This window comes from Anaerostipes sp. MSJ-23 (genome assembly GCF_018918155.1).
Classification (GTDB): domain Bacteria; phylum Bacillota; class Clostridia; order Lachnospirales; family Lachnospiraceae; genus Anaerostipes.
Genome location: NZ_JAHLPY010000022.1, coordinates 21,912 through 40,928, shown reverse-complemented (window position 1 = coordinate 40,928; position 19,017 = coordinate 21,912). Strand labels below are relative to the sequence as shown.

The following is a 19,017-nucleotide window of genomic DNA, read 5'->3' as shown; positions in this document are numbered from 1 at the left end:
TCGCTAACTATTGTAAAACTGCCGCTGTCTGTATTAAGCCCTTTATTGATAATTACGACTATAAGTCTGGCAGTGTCTTTACCGCCGATGAAACCTATATCAAAGTCCGTGGTATCAAAGCTTACATCTGGTTCATCATGGATGCCGCAAAAGGATAACTTTCAGTTCAACATCTACGACGGGGCCAGTTATGATCTGGCACTGTGGGTAGCCTACTACAACTTTCTTCGTCCCCATAAACATAATCATTATCAGGTACTCAACAAAGTAGATATGCTAAACGGTGCTGATAACATGCCGGGTAAATGGCAGCTTCTCATCTTTCTTGGGCAAAAAACGATTCAAAAGCTTCAAGCCGAAGGCTCTAACTGTTCTTGAGTTCTTCGCCGTCGGTAGGCCACTTACAGCAGTTCTTTTGTGTGCTGTCAAGGGTGGCGTCCCTATTCCTCAGACTAAAAATATCTGCGATTTTCAAGGTTCATCTGAGCCATTTTTTTGTCCCAATCTTTCATAGATCATTTGACACTATCAAAATATTAAGTATAAAATTTTCTTCATACAGTACGAGAAGTCAGTCTCGTTTAAATTTTATTATATCATATTGAAAGTGAGTGTGATATAATATTTGATAAACTATTTAAAGGCAGGTAATGGTTTGAAAGCACTATTTATTACAGAAAAACCAAGTGTGGCAAGAGAATTTGCCAAGGCACTTGAATTAAATGCAAAAAGTATGGATGGGTATCTGGAAGGAGAAAATGCAGTTGTTACATGGTGTGTGGGACATCTTGTAACAATGTCTTATCCAGATGCTTATGATCCATCATTAAAAAAGTGGGATTTTGATACGCTTCCATTTATTCCGCAGCAATTTATCTATGAGATAATTCCGGGTGTGAAAAAGCAATTTGATATTGTAAGTTCTCTCTTAAATCGTCAGGATATTGATACGATTTATGTATGTACAGACTCTGGACGTGAGGGAGAATATATTTACCGTTTGGTTGATCAGCAGGCAAATGTTGGAAAAAATAAGAAAAAGAAAAGAGTATGGATTGATTCACAGACAAAGGAAGAAGTGATTCGTGGAGTACGAGAAGCAAAAGATTTAAGTGAATATGATCATTTAGCATCTGCTGCTTACTTAAGGGCAAAAGAAGATTATTTAATGGGGATTAACTTTTCCAGAGCATTAACTTTAAAATATGGATGGACTCTTGGAAATTATTTGAATCAAAAACGGAGTCTTGTTGTAGCAGTTGGAAGAGTTATGACCTGCGTTCTTGGAATGATTGTAAAAAGAGAACGAGAAATACGAAGTTTTGTTCCGACACCATTTTATCGCATCATGGGACATTTTGACTGTCAGGGATTTTTAGTAGAGGCAGAATGGAAGGCAGTGAAAGGTTCTAAATACTTTCAGTCACCAAAAATTTACAAAGATAATGGTTTTTTAGATAAAAAAGAAGCACAAGAATTCGTGAAATATTTGGATGAACATTGTCACGGAGAAACAAAGGTAGAGTCTTGTACAAAACGTAAGGAAAGGAAAAATCCACCATTACTTTATAACCTGGCAGAACTTCAAAATCAATGTTCTAAGGTATTAAAATTAAGCCCGGATGAAACTTTAAAGATTGTACAAGAATTATATGAAAAGAAGATGGTTACTTATCCAAGAACGGATGCAAGAGTAATGTCGACAGCTGTTGCAAAAGAGATTCATAAAAATATTCAAGGACTAATGGCATATACCCCATTGTCTGATATGGCGTCAGAAATTTTGAAAGAAAAAAAGCAAATGGGAATTGCTAAGACAAAATATGTAGATGATAAGAAAATTACGGATCATTATGCAATTATACCAACGGGACAGGCAGTGCAAGTTTGTGCTTCACTTACACAAACTTCGAAGCAAGTCTATGATATGATTATAAGAAGATTCTTAAGTATTTTTCTTCCACCGGCAATTTATACAAAAATTCGTTTGGAAACAAAAACAGTGGAAGAAACTTTTACGGCAAATTTTCGCATGTTATCAGATCCGGGATATTTAAAGATTCTTCCAGCTGGGAAAAATCAAAAGGAGGATGCATTAAGCAAAGAGCAGATCGATGCGCTTACTTCTTTAAAGAAAGGAAGTCTTTTACCAATAAAAGAACATGTGATAAAAGATGGAACAACAACAGCTCCAAAACGTTATAATTCAGGATCTCTTATTCTTGCAATGGAAAATGCAGGGCAGCTAATTGAAAATGAGGATTTAAGAGAACAGATCAAAGGAAGTGGGATTGGGACGAGTGCAACTCGTGCAGAAATTGTGAAAAAATTGATTGCAAACAAATATGTTGCCTTAAATAAAAAAACACAGGTAGTTACGCCAACCATGATAGGAGAGATGATTGTGAATGTTGTGAATGCATCGATAGCATCCTTGTTAAATCCAACATTGACAGCTAGTTGGGAGAAAGGACTTACTTATGTGGCAGAAGGAAGCGTTAGTGAAGAAGAATATATGCAAAAATTAAGTACTTTTGTAGCACAAAAGACAAATGGAGTAAAAGAAACCAATATGCAATATCAATTGAAAAAATCGTTTGATCTGATTGCTCCTTATTATGAAAAAAATAAAAAGATTCCTTAACAGGAGTCTTTTTTTTTGCCTTTTTCCATATATTTGATTATACAGAAAAAAGGGAGGATATATGGGAAAGGAAAATGAGATTTTTGGAATACTGCCATTAAAAATAAGGTCATTGCTTGAAAAAAATGGGACAGAGATACAAAATATTCAAGAAATACGCCTAAGAAGTGGGCTTCCAATCATGATAGATTGTATGGAAGGGGAATATTTTTTAACAAAAGATGGCTTTTTGACAAAGAAAAAGGAAGACCTTTTGAAACTTTCAAGGGAAGAAATCCGTCAGACGTTGGAATATATCAGTAGTTATTCCTTGTATGCATACGAAAAAGAAATTCGTCAAGGATTTTTAACGATTCGTGGAGGACATAGAATTGGACTCTCTGGGACGGCTGTTATGGATGGTGAATCAGTCCGGACATTAAAGCATATTTCTTGTTTAAATATTCGAGTAGCACATCAAATTTTTGGATGTGCACAGAAAGTTTATGAAAAATGTCAAAGAAATGGAAAACTCTTACCGACGTTGTTGTTATCACCACCTGGGTGTGGAAAAACAACTATTTTGAGAGATCTGATTCGTTTTGTTTCCAATGCAGGAGAAACGGTTTCTGTTGTGGATGAACGAAGTGAGATTGCAGCGTCTTATCAGGGGGTTGCTCAAAATGATCTCGGGATTCGAACAGATATCATTGATGGATGTAAAAAAGATATTGCAATGAATATGATGATACGTTCTATGGCACCGGATGTGATTGCTGTTGATGAAATTGGTAGTAAGGAAGATGTAGATGCCTTGATGTTTTGTGCTTTTCGTGGATGTACACTACTTGCGACGGCACACGGAAAAAGTAGAGATGCACTTTTAAAAAATCCTTATATGAAAGAGGTAGTAAATCAAAAAATGTTTCAAAGATATGTATTATTAGAGTGTGGGAAACGTCCGGGAATCGTAAAAAAAATCTTAGATGAAAACGGGGTGGAAATACATGATTAAAATTATAGGAGTTCTCATTGTTATTTTTTCTGGAATATGTCTTGGATTTTCCAAGGCTGCTAGAGAACAAAAAAAACTTGAGCAGGGCATTGATTTAAAACGAATGCTTTATTTATTACAAAGCGAGATACGTTATGGATTTACACCGCTTCCGGAAGCCATCGCCTCGATAGCAGATAAAACGTCAGATGAGTGGAAGCCATTTCTTGTTCAGGTATCTACACAACTTTCTTCCAGAACAGAGGAATCTTTTTCATCTGTATGGAGTCATGCTTTACAGACACATTTAAAGGGTGTAATTTTGGAGCCTAAATTTTTAAAGGATCTATATTCTATGGGGGAAACGATGGGTTATCTTGATAAAGAAATGCAGGAGAAAACGATTGGATTCGCCATTGAACAACTAGAAGAACAAATTTTTCAAATGAAAGATGGTGTCATTAAAAATTGTAAAATGTATCGTTCCCTTGGACTTTCGTTTAGTTTACTGCTGATTATTCTTTTGATTTAAAGAGGTGGTTTTTTGAGTGTAAATATTATTTTTCGTATTGCAGCTGTTGGAATCCTTGTAACAATTCTTGTTCAGGTATTAAAGCATTCTGGAAGAGATGAGCAGGCATTCCTTTTAACATTAGCAGGGCTAATTCTTGTTTTGACATGGGTAATCCCATATATTTATGATTTGTTTGAGAGTGTTCAAACGCTTTTTACGATTTCATGACAATGGGGGTGATAGTATTATGATACAGGCAGCACTGTTTGGAATGATTGCAAGCCTTGCGGCAATGAAGATCAAAACCATTCGACCGGAAATCGGACTGGCTCTTGGAATAATTTCTAGTATCGTACTTGCTTTGTATGGCTTAAAGGAGATGAAAAAGATTCTTGAAATCTTTGAAACAATTGAAACATATTCTGGAATTCCCAAAAGTTATTTTAAAATTTTATTAAAATTGATAGGGATTTCTTTTCTTTGTGAATTTACATCCAATCTATGTAAAGATGCAGGACAGGCTACGATTGGAAAACAGATGGAGTTTATTGGGAAACTCTCAATTCTTGTTGTAAGTATTCCTATTTTTCAAGGGCTGTTAGAAACAATACAAAAATTGATCGGGAGTAGTTTATGAAAAAATGGATGGTTTGTCTTATAATTCCCTTTTTTATATCTTGTCAGGTGGTGTTGGCATCCGTTGATAAGATAGATCAAACTTCTTTGCAGCAGGCACAGACCGTTCTTTCCAATCAAAAAAGTGATGTTTCTTTGATAAAAGTGGTAGAAAAGCTAGCATCTGGAAATCTTTTGGGCGCAATGAAATATTTATGGCAGAAAATATCAGAGGAATTGTTTCATTCTTTGATCATTAATCAGAAATTTTTAAGACAAATGATCATTGCATCTTTGGTTGCGGCGGTGTTTAAAACTCTTTCAGATTCTTTTTTTCCAGGGAATGCTGGAAATACAGCGTTTTATGTTACTTATGTACTTTTGATTGGATTTATGGCGGACTCTTTTTATTTTTTTAATGAAACGACACAAAATTTGATGCAGACGATCTCAGATTATATGAAAGGAATGATTACAGCTTATTCGATTGCAATTGTGTCAACAGCTGGAGTATCAACATCGACAGCCGTTTATGAATTTTATTTAATGCTTATCTATGCAATGTCTATGTTAACAAAACATCTGATCTTTCCAATGATTAAGGTTTTTTTTGTTTTAAAAATGGTCAATCATATTTCAGAAGAAGAACATTTTTCCAGACTATGTAAGAGTATTCAAAAAATCGTAAAACTGTCGTTAAAAGGTTTTTTATCCATCATTCTTGGAATACAAATGATTCAATCTATGCTTTTGCCGGCAATGGATTCTTTAAAGAATACAGCATTTCAGAAAGGAATTTCATCCATTCCAGGGCTGGGAGGTGGAATGAATTCTGTTATGACAACAATGCTTGGAGGGGCAGTTGTCATAAAAAATAGTATTGGAGCAGCTGGAATTTTGATTTTAATTTTTTTGATTGTACCACCGCTTTTACAAATAGGAGTGGTTGTTCTTTCTTATGTTGGTACGGGAATTCTTTTACAGCCAGTTTCTGATCGCAGGGTAACAGGAGCGATGGATGCTGTGATTCAAAGTGGAAAGATGATGTTAAGTACGATTCTTACGATTACGGCTCTATTTATCCTTTCTATTGCAATGATTGCTTTTTCAACCAATGTAAATTATTATGCGGGGTGAGAAGATGACATGGATCAGATCGATTATCTTTTTTTTAATTCTTTCCACACTTGTTGGACAGCTGGTGGATGGAACAAAATATAAACCGTATATCAGTCTTGTCATTGGGTTTATGCTGATTTCTTTAATGTTACAACCAGTTTTATCATTGACAGGAAAAGAGGAAATCATACAAGAAACGCTTTCATCTATGACGAAGGAAATTCCTACATTTTCTTTTCGAGAAAGTGCAAAGGAAGCTAAAAAGCAGCAAATGGAAACACAAATTCAAAAAATATTAAAAGAATATAAGATCAAAGTTTTTCGTGTAGAAGTAGAAATGAATGACAATGGAGAAATGAAGTCTATTAACATACAAACAGATAAAAAGAGTAGAAGGGAAAAGAAAATAAAAACGATACTTTTAGGATTCTATAATCTGAAAGATTCTAATATAAATGTAAGTGAGTAGAGGAGTTATGATAGAAAGAGACAAACTGAAAAATATCATTGAAACAATCGGAATCAAGAAAATCATACTAATGTTGGCTCTTGGAATTTTTTTGATTCTTTTTAGTTTTCCATCTGCATCCAAAACGCAGAAAAAGCAGAAAGAAACAACGATAAGTCAGGAAGATTCAACGGACGTTTATGTGAAAAAACAAGAACAACGACTAGTTCGAGCATTAAAACAGGTGGAAGGTGTCGGTAAAGTAAAGGTGATGATTACTGTGAAATCCTCTACGGAATCTGTCATAAATAAAGACAGTCCTTATGAAGAAAGTACGAATGAAAAAGAAAAAACAGTAAAAGAGGGGGAAGAGACTATTTTAGTGGAGGAAGATGGGAAAAAGGTTCCTTATGTGATAAAAAAAATAGAACCGGAGGTGGAAGGTGTTGTTGTAGTTGCACAGGGAGGTGGAAATGATGTTGTTAGCAGAAATATCGTAGAGGCGGTTTCTGTTTTATTTCATATTTCATCCTACAAAGTAAAAGTCTTAAAAATGGAGGATTTGAAATGAAAAAAATCTTTAAGAAGAATCAGATGATTATTACGACCCTGGCCGTGATCATTGCAGTTGCCGGATATGTAAATTATAGTGGAAAATATAATAAATCATCTTCGAAAACAAAGACAAAAACGGTAGCAAATACAGCGAAAGAAACAGCTGGTCAGGTAAAAGATGACATTACAGATGTAGGTGAGGCAGTTCTTACCAATGCACAGGTGAGTAATTATGTGGCAAAGGCAAAACTTGAGCGGGAACAAACGCATAGTAAGGCAAAAGATACATTAGAAGAAGTGATTAAGGATAAAACAGTGAAAGATAGTGTCAAACAAGATGCAATTGATAAACTTTCTTCTCTTTCCGAGCAAATGGAAATGGAAACTGCTGCAGAGAACCTTCTTGGAGCGAAAGGATTTTTGAATTCTATTGTAACAATCACGAATCAAAAAGTCGATGTACTTGTTAATAAAAAAGATTTATCAAAAGTAGAAAGAAGTCAGATTGAGGATATTGTGATAAGAAAAACAGGGTGTAAATTAGATGATATTGTGATCACGTCGATTAAAACACAGGATTAATCTTTGTGTAGTCGTAAATAATAGTGGTAAAGCATCTGTTGATTTGGTATAATTATCAATAGAAGATTGCAGAAGTACAGGAGGCTTTTTATGGAAAATAAAAGTAGTTATAAGATAAAGGAAAAGGGATTGCTTGGAGAAGTCAAGATTGCAGATGATGTGATTGCAATTATTGCGGGCCTGGCTGCAACCGAAGTAAGCGGTGTTGCCAGAATGTGTGGAAATATTACAAATGAACTGGTCAGCAAGCTTGGAATGAATAAATTATCCAAAGGGGTCAGAGTAAATGTAGAAAAGGATTATGTTACAGTAGACCTTGCATTGGAGCTTGAATATGGGATCAGTATTCCGGAAGTGTCTTCTAAAGTTCAGGATCGTGTAAAATCAGCGATTGAAAATATGACTGGATTGAAAGTTCATGAAGTCAATGTACGCGTTGCAGGTGTTGCACTCGAGGAAGAATAACGGAGGGTAATCGTTCAATAGAAAAGCAAGGCATAAATTTTATCTCTGTGCCTGAAGAATAAAAGCGGACGGAACTTAAAAGTTCCGTCTTTGTATCGTAGAAAGGAAATCAAATGACAAGAAGTGAAGTAAGAGAACATATTTTCAGAATTTTATTTTGTGTGGAGTTTTGTGAAAAAGACGAATTTAAAGATCAGGTGGAATTATATTTCCAAGGACATGAAAAAATCAGAACAAAACAAAAAAAAGAAATTTTTGAGAAAGTGACGGATTTAATCGAACATCTTGATCAAATTGATGAGCAGATCGAAGCTCACACAAAAGCATGGAATCTAACTAGACTTGGAAAAGCGGAACTTTCTATTTTAAGAGTCGCAGTATATGAAATTTTATTTGATGAAAAAGTACCAAGAAAAGTTGCCATCAATGAAGCAGTAGAACTTGCAAAGAAATACTGTAATGAAAAGGCAGCGCCGTTTATTAATGGTATTTTAAGTAAGATTGGAACCGATGAGGATGAGAAATAAAGTTTTTTCTGTAACACAGATAAATTCTTATATTAAACGGATGTTTCAAAGTGATTATGCACTTCGTAAAATTTCTATCAAAGGGCAGGTGTCAAACTGTAAATATCACTCTTCTGGGCATATTTATTTTTCTTTGAAAGATGAGGAAGGACAGATGTCTTGTGTGATGTTTGCAAATGCCAGACAAAAAGGTCTGATGTTTGAGATGGAAGATGGACAGGAAGTGATTGTCAGTGGCAATATTAGTGTTTACGAAAGAAATGGAAGCTATCAGCTTTATGCTGATGAGATCCGTTTAGATGGGATCGGAGAACTTTATATTGCCTATGAACAGTTAAAACAGAAATTGTACGAAGAAGGGTTGTTTGACCACGAAAAGAAAAAAGGAATTCCGAAAAATCCAAAAAAAATAGGAATTGTTACGGCAAGAACTGGAGCAGCAATCCATGATATTGTCAGTACTGCAAAAAGGAGAAATCCGTTTGTCCAGTTAATTTTATATCCTGCAAAAGTGCAGGGAGATGGTGCTGCACAGACCATTGTTCGTGGAATTCAGATGTTGGATGCTTATGGAGTGGATATTATCATTATCGGACGTGGTGGTGGATCGATAGAAGATTTATGGGCTTTTAATGAAGAAATTGTTGCAAGAGCCATTGATGCGGCACAGACACCTGTGATTTCAGGAACCGGACACGAGATTGATACGACCATCGCTGATTATGCAGCGGATGTAAGGGCTGCGACACCGACAGCGGCTAGCGAACTGGCAGTTCCGGATATCAAGGAAATTATCGAAGGAATTGAAAATCGTTCTTATACATTGCATGTATTATTAAGACAAATTTTAAAACGTTATCAGTTGAGACTTCAGCGATATCAGTTAAGAATTCATCAAAAAGATCCAAAGATGGATCTACAGGAAAAGAAAATGCGTCTTTCCGATACACAAAAACAGTTATCTGAGCGAATGAAGCGGTTGATGATGACATATCATCATCAGCTAGAATTATATGTTGAGAAACTGGATGGATTATCGCCAACGGCAAAATTAATCAATGGATTTGGATATTTGGAAGAGTCCCATGGGAGACCACTGACAAGTGTTGAAAAGGTAAAAAAAGGAGACAAGATTTCCATTACAATTTCCGATGGGGTTATGGATGCAGTGATTCAAAATTTGAGAACGAAAAGAAATTTTGAACCTTAAAGAGGGGAGAGAACCTGGTGTTCTCTCTTTTTCTTTCATTATTAAAAAGAAAAAGAGAAAATGAAACTCTTAAAATGCATGAGTGTTTTGTCTCCTTGAAAAAAAACAGCATTTAAAGTATTATTATACTAGGTTTAATATAGAAGCGAAGGAGACTTATAGATGACAAAAAAAGAATTTCAGATTGATCAAGGATTTGATAAATTAGATCAGATTCTTGAAAAACTGGAAAGTGATGATATTAGACTTTCTGACGCAGTAAAGTTATACACAGAGGGTGTTGAAGTAGTGAAAAAATGCAAAGATTCTTTAGATAAAGTAGAAAAAGAATTGATAATTTTGGATGAAAATGGGGAAGAATATGAATTTTAAAGATGAAATGAAAGAAAAAACCAGTCAGATCGAACAGATTCTAGATCAATATCTTCCAGAACCGGAAGGGCTTCAGAAGACAGTTCTGACAGCGATGAATACCACGGTAAAAGCCGGTGGAAAGAGACTGCGTCCAATGCTGATGCAAGAAGTATATCATATGTTTGGCGGAACAAATAAAATCGTTGAGCCTTTTATGGCTGCAATAGAGATGATTCATACGTATTCGTTGATTCATGATGATCTTCCAGCGCTGGACAATGATGATTATCGAAGAGGACAAAAAACTTGTCATATTGTTTATGGAGAAGACATGGCGATCCTAGCGGGAGATGCACTTCTTAACTATGCATATGAAGTTGCGGCAAAAGCATTTGATATGGCACAGGGAGAAGAAAATTTTCATCGTACCGTTGAAGCGATGAAAGTACTGGCACAGAAACCTGGAATTTATGGAATGATCGGTGGACAGGTCGCAGATGTGGAACTAGAGGGACAACCACTTACAATGGAACAAATTCTTTTCATCCATAAACATAAAACATCTGCAATGATTGAGGCATGTATGATGATCGGTGCAATTTTAGCAGGAGCCACAAAAGAAGATATTCATCAGATGGAACAATGTGGAGAATATATTGGACTTGCCTTCCAAATCCAGGATGATATTCTTGACTTGATTGGTGATGAAAAGACGATTGGCAAGCCAGTAGGAAGTGATGAGAAGAATCATAAAGTGACTTATGTAACATTAAAGGGACTTGAACAATCGAAAGAAGATGTTGCAGCTATTTCTATGAAAGCAATTGAGATACTAAAACAGTACGATAAAGAAAATGGATATCTGACAAACCTGACAAAATTTCTGATACATCGAACATGTTAGAAATAATCAGGTTTGAGAGGAGTTTATAAGTATGTTAGAGAAGATCAATCAGCCAAATGATATTAAAAACATCAGGCCAGAAGACTATAGAATTTTGGCTAAAGATATCCGACGATTTTTATTGCAAAATGTTAGCAAGACGGGTGGACATTTAGCCTCGAATCTTGGAATTGTGGAACTTACGATGGCATTGCATCTTGTGATGGATTTTCCAAAAGATCGTTTGATTTTTGATGTGGGACATCAGTCTTATGTTCACAAGATTTTAACTGGAAGAAAAGAGGGGTTTAAAAATTTAAGACAATTTCATGGAATGAGTGGATTCCCAAAACGGAAAGAAAGTGACTGTGATGCTTTCCATAGCGGACATAGTTCCATGTCACTTTCCACAGCTCTTGGAATGGCAGCAGCCAGAGATATTAATAAAACGGATGAGACAATTGTTGCAGTCATTGGGGATGGAGCTTTGTCTGGCGGTATGGCATTTGAAGCCTTAAATAACATGAGTCGTTTAAGACAGGAAAGAAAAAATTTGATCATCATTCTCAACGATAATAAAATGTCAATTGCGGAAAACGTTGGTGGAATGTCTGCATATTTAAATAGAGTAAGAACGCAAAAAGAATATGTGGAATTTAAGGGAAATGTGGAACAGTCTTTGTCAAAAATTCCGGGTATTGGAGATGGATTGATCCGTGTTTTAAAAAAATCTAAGGATTCAATTAAACAGTTGTTTGTACCAGGGATGATGTTTGAGGATATGGGACTTACCTATGTTGGCCCGATTGATGGGCATGATATTCCTAATATGGTAAGTATTTTAAAACGTGCCAAACAATTACAGGAGCCAATCATTATTCATGTTGTTACAAAAAAAGGAAAAGGTTATATTCCGGCAGAAAAGAATCCGGCAAAATTTCATGGAATTGGTCCTTTTTCTTTGAAAAATGGTGAAGTGATTGGTAAAAGTAATCGCCCATCGAATACAAAAATCTTTTCTGAGACTTTGCTGCAGGCAGCGACGGATGATCCAAAGATCATGGCAGTTACAGCTGCAATGCCAGATGGAACGGGGCTTCAGAAATTTGGTGAGGTATATCCAGAGCGCTTTTATGATGTTGGAATTGCAGAAGAGCATGCAGTAACTTTTTGTGCTGGGATGGCAGCTAACGGATTAAAACCCGTTTTTGCTGTGTATTCTACTTTTTTACAAAGAGGTTTTGATCAGGTTTTACATGATGTAGCAATTGGAAATTATCCAGTGATTTTTGGTTTAGATCGTTCTGGTTTAGTTGGAGCGGATGGAGAGACGCATCAGGGAATTTTTGATATTCCGTATTTATCTATGATTCCAAATGTGACGGTGATGGCACCGGTGAATGGAAAAGAATTAAGAGAGATGCTTCTATTTGCTTTACATCATGCGAAAGGACCAACAGCAATTAAATATTCTAGAGGAACTGCAGAAAGTCTCTATGAGGAGTCTTTTGAAGAAATTTCTTTTGGAAAAGGACAAGTATTAAAAGAAGGAAAAGATGTTGTACTTTTAAGTGTTGGAAATATGCTTTCAGAGTCAGTAAAAGCCATTCAGATGTTAAAAGAAAAAGGTTATGATGCAGGATTAGTGAATCCACGCTTCGTAAAACCGTTAGATGACAAATTATTAGATCGACTGGCAAAAAAATATTCATGCATTGTAACAGTAGAAGAAGGAATCTTAAATGGCGGTTTTGGTTCTATGGTTATGCAGTATCTGTATTCAAAAGGATATCGTGGGAAAATAAGAAATATCGGAATCGAAGATCAGTTTGTAGAACATGGATCGATCCCTGAACTTCGAAAGATGCTCAAGATCGATGGAGAGAATATTGCACGGTCTGTACAAAAGTGGATGGAGGAAAAATAATTGAAAAAACGATTAGATATATTACTAGTAGAAAAAGGATTGGCAGCTTCCAGAGAAAAAGCAAAAGCAATCATTATGTCTGGCATTGTCTTTGTGGATGGACAAAGAGAAGACAAAGCTGGATCTACTTTTGACGAAAAACAAGAAATTATTGTAAAAGGAAAGACACTTCCATATGTTAGCCGTGGTGGTTTGAAGCTAGAAAAGGCAATGAAAAATTTTGGGCTTTCTTTAAAAGGAAAAGTTTGTATGGATGTTGGGGCTTCTACTGGAGGTTTTACAGACTGTATGCTGCAAAATGGAGCAGTAAAAGTATATTCCGTAGATGTTGGGCATGGTCAGTTAGACTGGAAGTTGCGTAATGATGAAAGAGTGGTTTGTATGGAACGGACCAATATGCGTTATGTAACAGAAGAAGATATTGAAGAACCGGCACAGTTTGTGTCAATTGATGTTTCTTTTATTTCATTGACAAAAATTCTTCCAGCGGTTTATCGAATTCTTGTGGATGGAGGAGAAGTTGTTGCTCTAATTAAACCACAGTTTGAGGCAGGAAGAGAAAAGGTGGGGAAAAAAGGCGTTGTAAGAGATCATAAGGTTCATGAAGAAGTAATTCTAAAAATTTGTGATTTTGCTGCTTCCAATGGTTTTAAATTGTTACATCTGGATTATTCTCCAATTAAGGGACCGGAAGGAAATATTGAATATCTTTTACACATGCAGAAAACACAGCAGATGGAAAATGACCATGATCTGGAACAGGAAATTCCAAAAGTTGTCAATGACTCACATCAGGACTTAGCAAAGAATACAAAGGAATAATATGAAAAATTTTCTAATTTTAACGAATAAAAAAAAGGATCCAGGACTAAAGATTTCAAAACATATACAAGAGTATATAGAGAAATCAGGAGGAACCAGTTACCGAATGTGTGATTTTACAAGAGATATTCAAGAAAATATTGGATGTATTACAAAAGATACGGAATGTGTCATTGTTCTTGGTGGAGATGGGAGTATGCTTCATGCTGCCAGATTGGTTGTTCCATATGATATTCCAATGGTAGGAGTGAATCTTGGAACTCTTGGATTTTTAACAGAAATTGAAATTCCAAAACTCTTTGAGGGCCTTGATTGTCTTTTAAATGATCAATTCCATATAGAAGAACGAATGATGCTAGATGGAAGGGTATTCCATAATAAAAAAGGCACATATCATTTGAATGCTTTAAATGATATTGTTATTACAAGGAGTGGATTTTCAAGAATCATTTCTTTTAAAATTTTAGTTAATGGGAAGTTTTTAGATGATTATGCCGCAGATGGCGTTATCGTTTCAACGCCAACGGGTTCAACTGGTTATAATCTTTCCGCTGGAGGACCAATTGTAAATCCAAAGGCTAATGTTATTTTGGTAACACCGATTTGTCCACATTCTATGCAGGCAAAAAGTATGGTGCTTTCTGCAGAAGATGAAATTGAAATTCGAATTGAACCAGTTCGTGATAATCAGCTGGAGGAAGCCTATATTACTTTTGATGGTCAAGTTGCGCAAAAACTTCAGCCTGGAGATATTTTAAAAATTAAAAATTCATCAAAATTTGCGAAAGTTATTAAAGTGAATGGTGATAGCTTTTATAAGACACTGAGAATCAAGGTTGGTGGAAAATATGAAGAAAAATAGACAGGAAGCGATCATTGAGCTGATTCAAAAATATCCCATTGAAACACAAGAAGAGTTGCTTTCAAGACTTCATAAATTGGGATTTCAAACAACTCAGGCAACAATTTCCAGAGATATTAGAGAACTAGAGCTTACGAAAGTTCCAACATCGGATGGAAAGCAGACGTATAGTCTTTTGGATCGAGAAAATAAGGCTGGGAAAAAATACCAGAGAATTTTGTCGGAAGCAATTCTTTCGATGGAGTTAGCAGAAAATATGTTGGTCATTAAGACGATTTCTGGAATGGCTATGGCTTCTGCAGCAGCACTGGATGCAATTGAAATTACTGGAATGGTTGGTACTATCGCAGGAGATGACACAATTATGTGTGTTATGAAGGACCGTAGTGTTGGAAAAACAGCCATTGCAGAAATCAAACAGTTGATAAAAAATATAGAAAAATAGACAGCGGAGGAATTTATGCTACAAAACTTACATGTGAAAAATCTTGCGTTGATTGATGAAGTAGAAATTACATTTCATGAACATTTAAATATTCTGACAGGAGAAACAGGGGCTGGAAAATCTATTTTGATTGGATCTATTGAAAGTGCTCTTGGAAAAAAAGTATCGAAAGATATGATTCGTCCGGGAGCTAAAGAAGCGGTTATTGAATTATTGTTTTGGATCGATGATCCGAATGTGATCAAAGAAATTGAGCAGTTTGATCTTACGGTGGAGGAAGGACAGGTTTTTATTCGTCGTGTTATTACCGAAAAAAGAAGTGTTAATAAGATTAATGATTGTATGGTAACTCTTCACACGTTAAGAGAAGTGTCCAGCCGACTGTTTGATCTTCATGGGCAGCAGGAGCATCAAACGCTATTAAAGGAGAAAAATCATCTGAAAATGTTAGATCATTTTCTGTCAGAACAAGACCAGGAACTTTTAAAACAATGCCGTTTATATGAACGTCGTTATAGAGACATTGGAGTCAAAATAGATTCTCTTATGATGGATGATAGGCAACGTTTAAGAGAAATTGGATTTTTAGAACATGAGATTCATGAAATTAAAGAAGCTGCTCTTCGATTGGGAGAAGATGAACAGCTGGAAAAAGATTATCGTAAAATGCTTCACAGCAAGGAGATTGCAGCATCTTGTAGTATTGTAGATAGACTTACTGGATATGAGGAGGATACGGCGATAGGAAATCAGCTGACAGAAAGTATGCATAGGCTTCAGGAAGTCAGTCATCTCGATTCGACGGTTCAAGAATTTTATGATCAATTGCTTGAGATAGAAGATCTTCTTGGAAGTTTGCATCAGGAAATTTCAAATTATATGGAAGAAATAGAATTTAATCCACAGATGTTTACGGAAATAGAAGAACGGCTTAACCTTATCAATGGATTAAAAGGAAAATATGGGAATACAATAGAAAAAATCATTTCCTATCAGGAAGAATCGAAGCAGCGGCTGGATGTCTTAAAAAATGCTGAAAATGAGGCAAAACATTTAGAAGAAGAACAAAAATTTATAGAAGGAGAATATAGGAAAGTAGCTTGTAGTCTTTCAGTATCGAGAAAGAAAATTGCAGTGAAACTGGAGAAACAAATTACAAAGGCTTTAGAGGATTTAAATTTTCTTTCTGTTGTATTTAAAATCGACATAGCAAAAGAGAAACAAATGACACCAGATGGAGAAGATCGTGTTTGTTTTATGATTTCTACGAATCCAGGGCTTCCGATTCGGCCAATTCAAGATGTAGCATCGGGAGGGGAGCTTTCTCGTATTATGTTGGCTTTAAAATCGGTTCTTGCTGATGTTGATCATGTGGGATCCTTGATTTTTGATGAGATTGATACTGGGATTAGTGGTGAAACGGCAAATCGTGTGGCAAAAAAAATGGCATGGATTTCCAGAAAGCATCAAGTCATAGCCATCACTCATCTTCCACAGATTGCAGCTATGGCAGATGCTCATTATTCGATTGAAAAACAGACAAAAGATCAAAAAACGACTACACAAATAAGAGAGCTTAAGGAACAAGAGTCATTGGAAGAAATTTCCAGAATGATTAGTGGAAATGAAAGAACAGAAACTTCGATAGAGAATGCAAAAGAAATGAAATCTTTAGCAAATGACGCAAAATTATACTGAGTTTATTTCGATGAATAGGCACATAATAAGAAGGATGTATCACAAAAGAAGATACGTCCTTTTTTTAGGAGGTAAACTATGCGAAAAGTCTATTATCGAAGAGTTCTATTGGTTATATTGTTTTTTCAAATTTTGGCATTTGGTTTTTTATATGTACGATATTGTAAAGATCAGGTTCCATCTTCCATTCACATCAATCAAGGCGAAAAAACATGCCTGCAATATGATGTACCAGTGACGGCGACAATTCATAAACAAACCATCCGTTTAAACCAGCCGTTTATTATTGAAGAGAAACAAACCGGACAATATGAGATGAAATTAAAATTGTTCGGGAAAATTCCACTAAAGAACATGAAGGTAACGGTAGTAAAAAAACAAAAAGTAGTTCCAAGTGGAAAAGTGGTTGGTATTTATGTAGAAACGAATGGACTTTTAGTATTAGAAACGGATACCTTTACTGGAATTGACGGGGCAAATCATGCACCTGCCGGGCAGAAACTTCAAAAAGGAGATTATATTTTATCTGTCAATGGAAATGCTATTCCATCGAAGGCGGATTTTATGAAAATGATCAATGAAAGTAAAGGAGAAGAGGTATTACTGGCAGTAAAGCGAAAATCAAAGAAAATATCAGTAAAAGTTAAACCGGAATTATCAGCTACAGATCATCAGTATAAAATTGGCGTTTGGGTGCGAGATAATACACAGGGAATTGGAACGATTACTTATACAAGAGGAAATGCTTTTGGAGGACTTGGACATGGAATCTGCGATATGGATACTGGACAGCTAATGGAAATTCGTGGAGGATACCTAATGAATGCCAGAATTGATTCGGTTGCAAAAGGAAAATCAGGTACTCCTGGAGAAATTGTAGGAAGTATTTACTATAAGGAAGAAAATTTACTTGGGACGATTGAAAAAAATAGTAATGTCGGGATTTTTGGTATAACAAATGCTTCTAACGAAAAAGAATGTGAGATTGGATATCGACAAGATATAAAAAACACAAAAGCAATGATCTTGTCGGATATTAGCGGTGAAATGAAATCATATGAAATTCAAATACGGAAAGTTAATTCTGATCATACCGAAAGCACAAAAGGAATGGAAATTGAAATTACAGATAAAAGATTATTAAAACTCACCAATGGGATTGTTCAAGGAATGTCAGGAACACCAATCATACAAAATGGCAAATTTATTGGGGCAATTACTCATGTTTTTGTAAACCAACCTTCTAGAGGATATGCGATTCTCGCAGAAACGATGCTTCAGCAAATGGAAAAAGAATAAAATATTTTTGTGTATTCTTCCAAAAAGATAGAAACAGGAAAGAAAATGTCTTCTGTCTTTTTGGAATTTTTTGCACTTTTTGAAAGAAGGGTGTACAATGAATACAAAATTGAGAATAAAGAAAGAGAGTGAGATAAGTGGAAATAAGTTTGATCTTATTAAAACAGATTATAGAATTATTTTTTATTATGTTAATGGGAATGGCTATCGTTAAATGTGGTTTATTAAAATCGTCAGACAGCAAGATCCTATCTGTCGTTATGGTTTACCTTGTGATGCCGTGTGTCATTATTCATTCTTTTCAAATCCATGCAACTAGCCGGGTTCAGAAAGGATTGATTTACGCTGTCATCCTATCTGTTATTGTACATATTATTTTTCTTTTATGTAATCAGATTTTTGCAAAAATATTTCGTATGAATGCAATTGAACAAACAAGTATTATTTACAGCAATGCAGGAATTCTTGTTATTCCGCTTGTTAAAGCTTTGCTTGGTTCGGAATATGTTGTTTATTCTTGTGCGTTCCTTGTTATACAACTTGTATTGATTTGGACGCATGGCACAAGTTTAATTAGCGGAAAAAGACAGTTTGCATTAAAACAAATTATAAAAAATAATAACCTGATTGCAATCATTGTCGGAGCTGTTTTATTTTTACTTCATGTTTCTCTTCCGGATGTCATTGATAGTACATTAAATACAACAGGATCTATGATTGGACCAATTGGTATGATGTTGGCAGGTATGGTCATTGCAGATAGCTCTTTGAAAAAATTATTTTGTACAGCACGCAATTATCTATCGGTTCTTTTACGTTTGGTCATATTACCAGTTATTACACTTATTGTTTTAAGAGTGATAGGAGCGTCAGGATGGGTTAGTAATGGAAAATCTCTCTTGATGATTGTATATCTGGCAGCAATTACACCAACTTGTGCAACACTAACATCACTTGCTCAGCTTTATGATAAACATGTAGCACAAGCAGGAGAGGTCTATGTCTTATCAACGATTTTGTCGATCATTACAATGCCAGTTTTTATTGGAATCTTTCAGTGGATTTTTGCATAAAT

Annotated in this window: 21 protein-coding genes and 1 pseudogene; all 22 read left to right on the top strand. The window is 35.4% G+C overall.

Features of this window, described 5'->3' with window-relative positions; translation table 11 throughout:
- A pseudogene (locus KQI71_RS11520) lies at window positions 1-378 on the top strand (hypothetical protein); the annotation flags it as partial.
- Between the two features lie 277 nt (window positions 379-655).
- Entirely contained in the window at window positions 656-2,644 is a 1,989-nt protein-coding gene (locus KQI71_RS11515; RefSeq protein WP_216436278.1) for a DNA topoisomerase, read from the top strand.
- 61 nt (window positions 2,645-2,705) lie between these two features.
- The gene (gene spoIIIAA / locus KQI71_RS11510) at window positions 2,706-3,638 is read left to right on the top strand and encodes a stage III sporulation protein AA (RefSeq protein WP_216436277.1); all 933 of its coding nucleotides are present in this window, start codon (window positions 2,706-2,708) and stop codon (window positions 3,636-3,638) included.
- Window positions 3,631-4,149 carry a stage III sporulation protein AB gene (locus tag KQI71_RS11505; RefSeq protein WP_216436276.1) on the top strand — a complete coding sequence of 173 codons (519 nt, stop codon included), beginning with the start codon at window positions 3,631-3,633 and terminating at the stop codon, window positions 4,147-4,149. Before spoIIIAA ends, KQI71_RS11505 begins: the two co-directional genes overlap by 8 nt.
- A gap of 12 nt (window positions 4,150-4,161) precedes the next feature.
- Entirely contained in the window at window positions 4,162-4,359 is a 198-nt protein-coding gene (gene spoIIIAC / locus KQI71_RS11500; RefSeq protein WP_216436275.1) for a stage III sporulation protein AC, read from the top strand.
- Window positions 4,360-4,378: 19 nt separating this feature from the next.
- Window positions 4,379-4,768, top strand: coding sequence for a SpoIIIAC/SpoIIIAD family protein (locus KQI71_RS11495; protein ID WP_216436274.1), 390 nt, complete (start codon window positions 4,379-4,381; stop codon window positions 4,766-4,768).
- On the top strand, window positions 4,765-5,883 hold the full coding sequence (locus KQI71_RS11490) for a stage III sporulation protein AE (protein ID WP_216436273.1): 1,119 nt from the start codon (window positions 4,765-4,767) through the stop codon (window positions 5,881-5,883). The genes KQI71_RS11495 and KQI71_RS11490 overlap by 4 nt, the downstream gene beginning before the upstream one ends.
- Window positions 5,884-5,887: 4 nt before the next feature.
- Window positions 5,888-6,334, top strand: coding sequence for a stage III sporulation protein AF (locus tag KQI71_RS11485; RefSeq protein WP_216436272.1), 447 nt, complete (start codon window positions 5,888-5,890; stop codon window positions 6,332-6,334).
- Window positions 6,335-6,341: 7 nt separating this feature from the next.
- Complete coding sequence (locus KQI71_RS11480) at window positions 6,342-6,884, top strand: stage III sporulation protein AG (protein ID WP_216436271.1); 543 nt, start codon at window positions 6,342-6,344, stop codon at window positions 6,882-6,884.
- Window positions 6,881-7,450 (top strand): SpoIIIAH-like family protein, encoded by a 570-nt coding sequence (locus tag KQI71_RS11475; protein WP_216436270.1) that lies wholly within the window; start codon window positions 6,881-6,883, stop codon window positions 7,448-7,450. The genes KQI71_RS11480 and KQI71_RS11475 overlap by 4 nt, the downstream gene beginning before the upstream one ends.
- Before the next feature lie 90 nt (window positions 7,451-7,540).
- Window positions 7,541-7,915: an Asp23/Gls24 family envelope stress response protein gene (locus tag KQI71_RS11470; RefSeq protein WP_216436269.1), complete on the top strand. Its 375-nt coding sequence runs from the start codon at window positions 7,541-7,543 to the stop codon at window positions 7,913-7,915.
- A gap of 113 nt (window positions 7,916-8,028) precedes the next feature.
- Entirely contained in the window at window positions 8,029-8,442 is a 414-nt protein-coding gene (gene nusB, locus KQI71_RS11465; protein WP_216436268.1) for a transcription antitermination factor NusB, read from the top strand.
- The gene (gene xseA, locus KQI71_RS11460; protein ID WP_216436267.1) at window positions 8,432-9,652 is read left to right on the top strand and encodes an exodeoxyribonuclease VII large subunit; all 1,221 of its coding nucleotides are present in this window, start codon (window positions 8,432-8,434) and stop codon (window positions 9,650-9,652) included. Before nusB ends, xseA begins: the two co-directional genes overlap by 11 nt.
- Before the next feature lie 162 nt (window positions 9,653-9,814).
- Window positions 9,815-10,024 (top strand): exodeoxyribonuclease VII small subunit, encoded by a 210-nt coding sequence (xseB, locus tag KQI71_RS11455; RefSeq protein ID WP_216436266.1) that lies wholly within the window; start codon window positions 9,815-9,817, stop codon window positions 10,022-10,024.
- Entirely contained in the window at window positions 10,014-10,910 is an 897-nt protein-coding gene (locus tag KQI71_RS11450; RefSeq protein WP_216436265.1) for a polyprenyl synthetase family protein, read from the top strand. Before xseB ends, KQI71_RS11450 begins: the two co-directional genes overlap by 11 nt.
- Window positions 10,911-10,941: 31 nt before the next feature.
- Complete coding sequence (dxs, locus tag KQI71_RS11445; protein ID WP_216436264.1) at window positions 10,942-12,816, top strand: 1-deoxy-D-xylulose-5-phosphate synthase; 1,875 nt, start codon at window positions 10,942-10,944, stop codon at window positions 12,814-12,816.
- The gene (locus KQI71_RS11440; protein WP_216436263.1) at window positions 12,817-13,638 is read left to right on the top strand and encodes a TlyA family RNA methyltransferase; all 822 of its coding nucleotides are present in this window, start codon (window positions 12,817-12,819) and stop codon (window positions 13,636-13,638) included. It begins immediately after the preceding gene.
- Between the two features lie 106 nt (window positions 13,639-13,744).
- Entirely contained in the window at window positions 13,745-14,500 is a 756-nt protein-coding gene (locus KQI71_RS11435; RefSeq protein WP_253288075.1) for an NAD(+)/NADH kinase, read from the top strand.
- On the top strand, window positions 14,487-14,945 hold the full coding sequence (gene argR, locus KQI71_RS11430) for an arginine repressor (RefSeq protein WP_216436261.1): 459 nt from the start codon (window positions 14,487-14,489) through the stop codon (window positions 14,943-14,945). Before KQI71_RS11435 ends, argR begins: the two co-directional genes overlap by 14 nt.
- Before the next feature lie 15 nt (window positions 14,946-14,960).
- Window positions 14,961-16,643, top strand: coding sequence for a DNA repair protein RecN (gene recN / locus KQI71_RS11425; protein ID WP_216436260.1), 1,683 nt, complete (start codon window positions 14,961-14,963; stop codon window positions 16,641-16,643).
- Window positions 16,644-16,721: 78 nt separating this feature from the next.
- A complete protein-coding gene (spoIVB, locus tag KQI71_RS11420) occupies window positions 16,722-17,942 on the top strand; it encodes a SpoIVB peptidase (protein WP_216436259.1) in 1,221 nt (406 codons plus the stop codon).
- 137 nt (window positions 17,943-18,079) lie between these two features.
- The gene (locus KQI71_RS11415; RefSeq protein ID WP_216436258.1) at window positions 18,080-19,015 is read left to right on the top strand and encodes an AEC family transporter; all 936 of its coding nucleotides are present in this window, start codon (window positions 18,080-18,082) and stop codon (window positions 19,013-19,015) included.
- The last annotated feature ends 2 nt before the right edge of the window (window positions 19,016-19,017 follow it).

What these genes read in the sequence shown, in the direction of transcription:
- spoIIIAA (WP_216436277.1), top strand. Translation starts at nt 2,706, where the DNA reads ATGGGAAAGGAAAATGAGATTTTTGGAATACTGCCATTAAAAATAAGG.
- KQI71_RS11505 (WP_216436276.1), top strand. Translation starts at nt 3,631, where the DNA reads ATGATTAAAATTATAGGAGTTCTCATTGTTATTTTTTCTGGAATATGT.
- KQI71_RS11495 (WP_216436274.1), top strand. Translation starts at nt 4,379, where the DNA reads ATGATACAGGCAGCACTGTTTGGAATGATTGCAAGCCTTGCGGCAATG.
- KQI71_RS11490 (WP_216436273.1), top strand. Translation starts at nt 4,765, where the DNA reads ATGAAAAAATGGATGGTTTGTCTTATAATTCCCTTTTTTATATCTTGT.
- KQI71_RS11485 (WP_216436272.1), top strand. Translation starts at nt 5,888, where the DNA reads ATGACATGGATCAGATCGATTATCTTTTTTTTAATTCTTTCCACACTT.
- KQI71_RS11480 (WP_216436271.1), top strand. Translation starts at nt 6,342, where the DNA reads ATGATAGAAAGAGACAAACTGAAAAATATCATTGAAACAATCGGAATC.
- KQI71_RS11475 (WP_216436270.1), top strand. Translation starts at nt 6,881, where the DNA reads ATGAAAAAAATCTTTAAGAAGAATCAGATGATTATTACGACCCTGGCC.
- KQI71_RS11470 (WP_216436269.1), top strand. Translation starts at nt 7,541, where the DNA reads ATGGAAAATAAAAGTAGTTATAAGATAAAGGAAAAGGGATTGCTTGGA.
- nusB (WP_216436268.1), top strand. Translation starts at nt 8,029, where the DNA reads ATGACAAGAAGTGAAGTAAGAGAACATATTTTCAGAATTTTATTTTGT.
- xseA (WP_216436267.1), top strand. Translation starts at nt 8,432, where the DNA reads ATGAGAAATAAAGTTTTTTCTGTAACACAGATAAATTCTTATATTAAA.
- xseB (WP_216436266.1), top strand. Translation starts at nt 9,815, where the DNA reads ATGACAAAAAAAGAATTTCAGATTGATCAAGGATTTGATAAATTAGAT.
- KQI71_RS11450 (WP_216436265.1), top strand. Translation starts at nt 10,014, where the DNA reads ATGAATTTTAAAGATGAAATGAAAGAAAAAACCAGTCAGATCGAACAG.
- dxs (WP_216436264.1), top strand. Translation starts at nt 10,942, where the DNA reads ATGTTAGAGAAGATCAATCAGCCAAATGATATTAAAAACATCAGGCCA.
- KQI71_RS11435 (WP_253288075.1), top strand. Translation starts at nt 13,745, where the DNA reads ATGTGTGATTTTACAAGAGATATTCAAGAAAATATTGGATGTATTACA.
- argR (WP_216436261.1), top strand. Translation starts at nt 14,487, where the DNA reads ATGAAGAAAAATAGACAGGAAGCGATCATTGAGCTGATTCAAAAATAT.
- recN (WP_216436260.1), top strand. Translation starts at nt 14,961, where the DNA reads ATGCTACAAAACTTACATGTGAAAAATCTTGCGTTGATTGATGAAGTA.
- spoIVB (WP_216436259.1), top strand. Translation starts at nt 16,722, where the DNA reads ATGCGAAAAGTCTATTATCGAAGAGTTCTATTGGTTATATTGTTTTTT.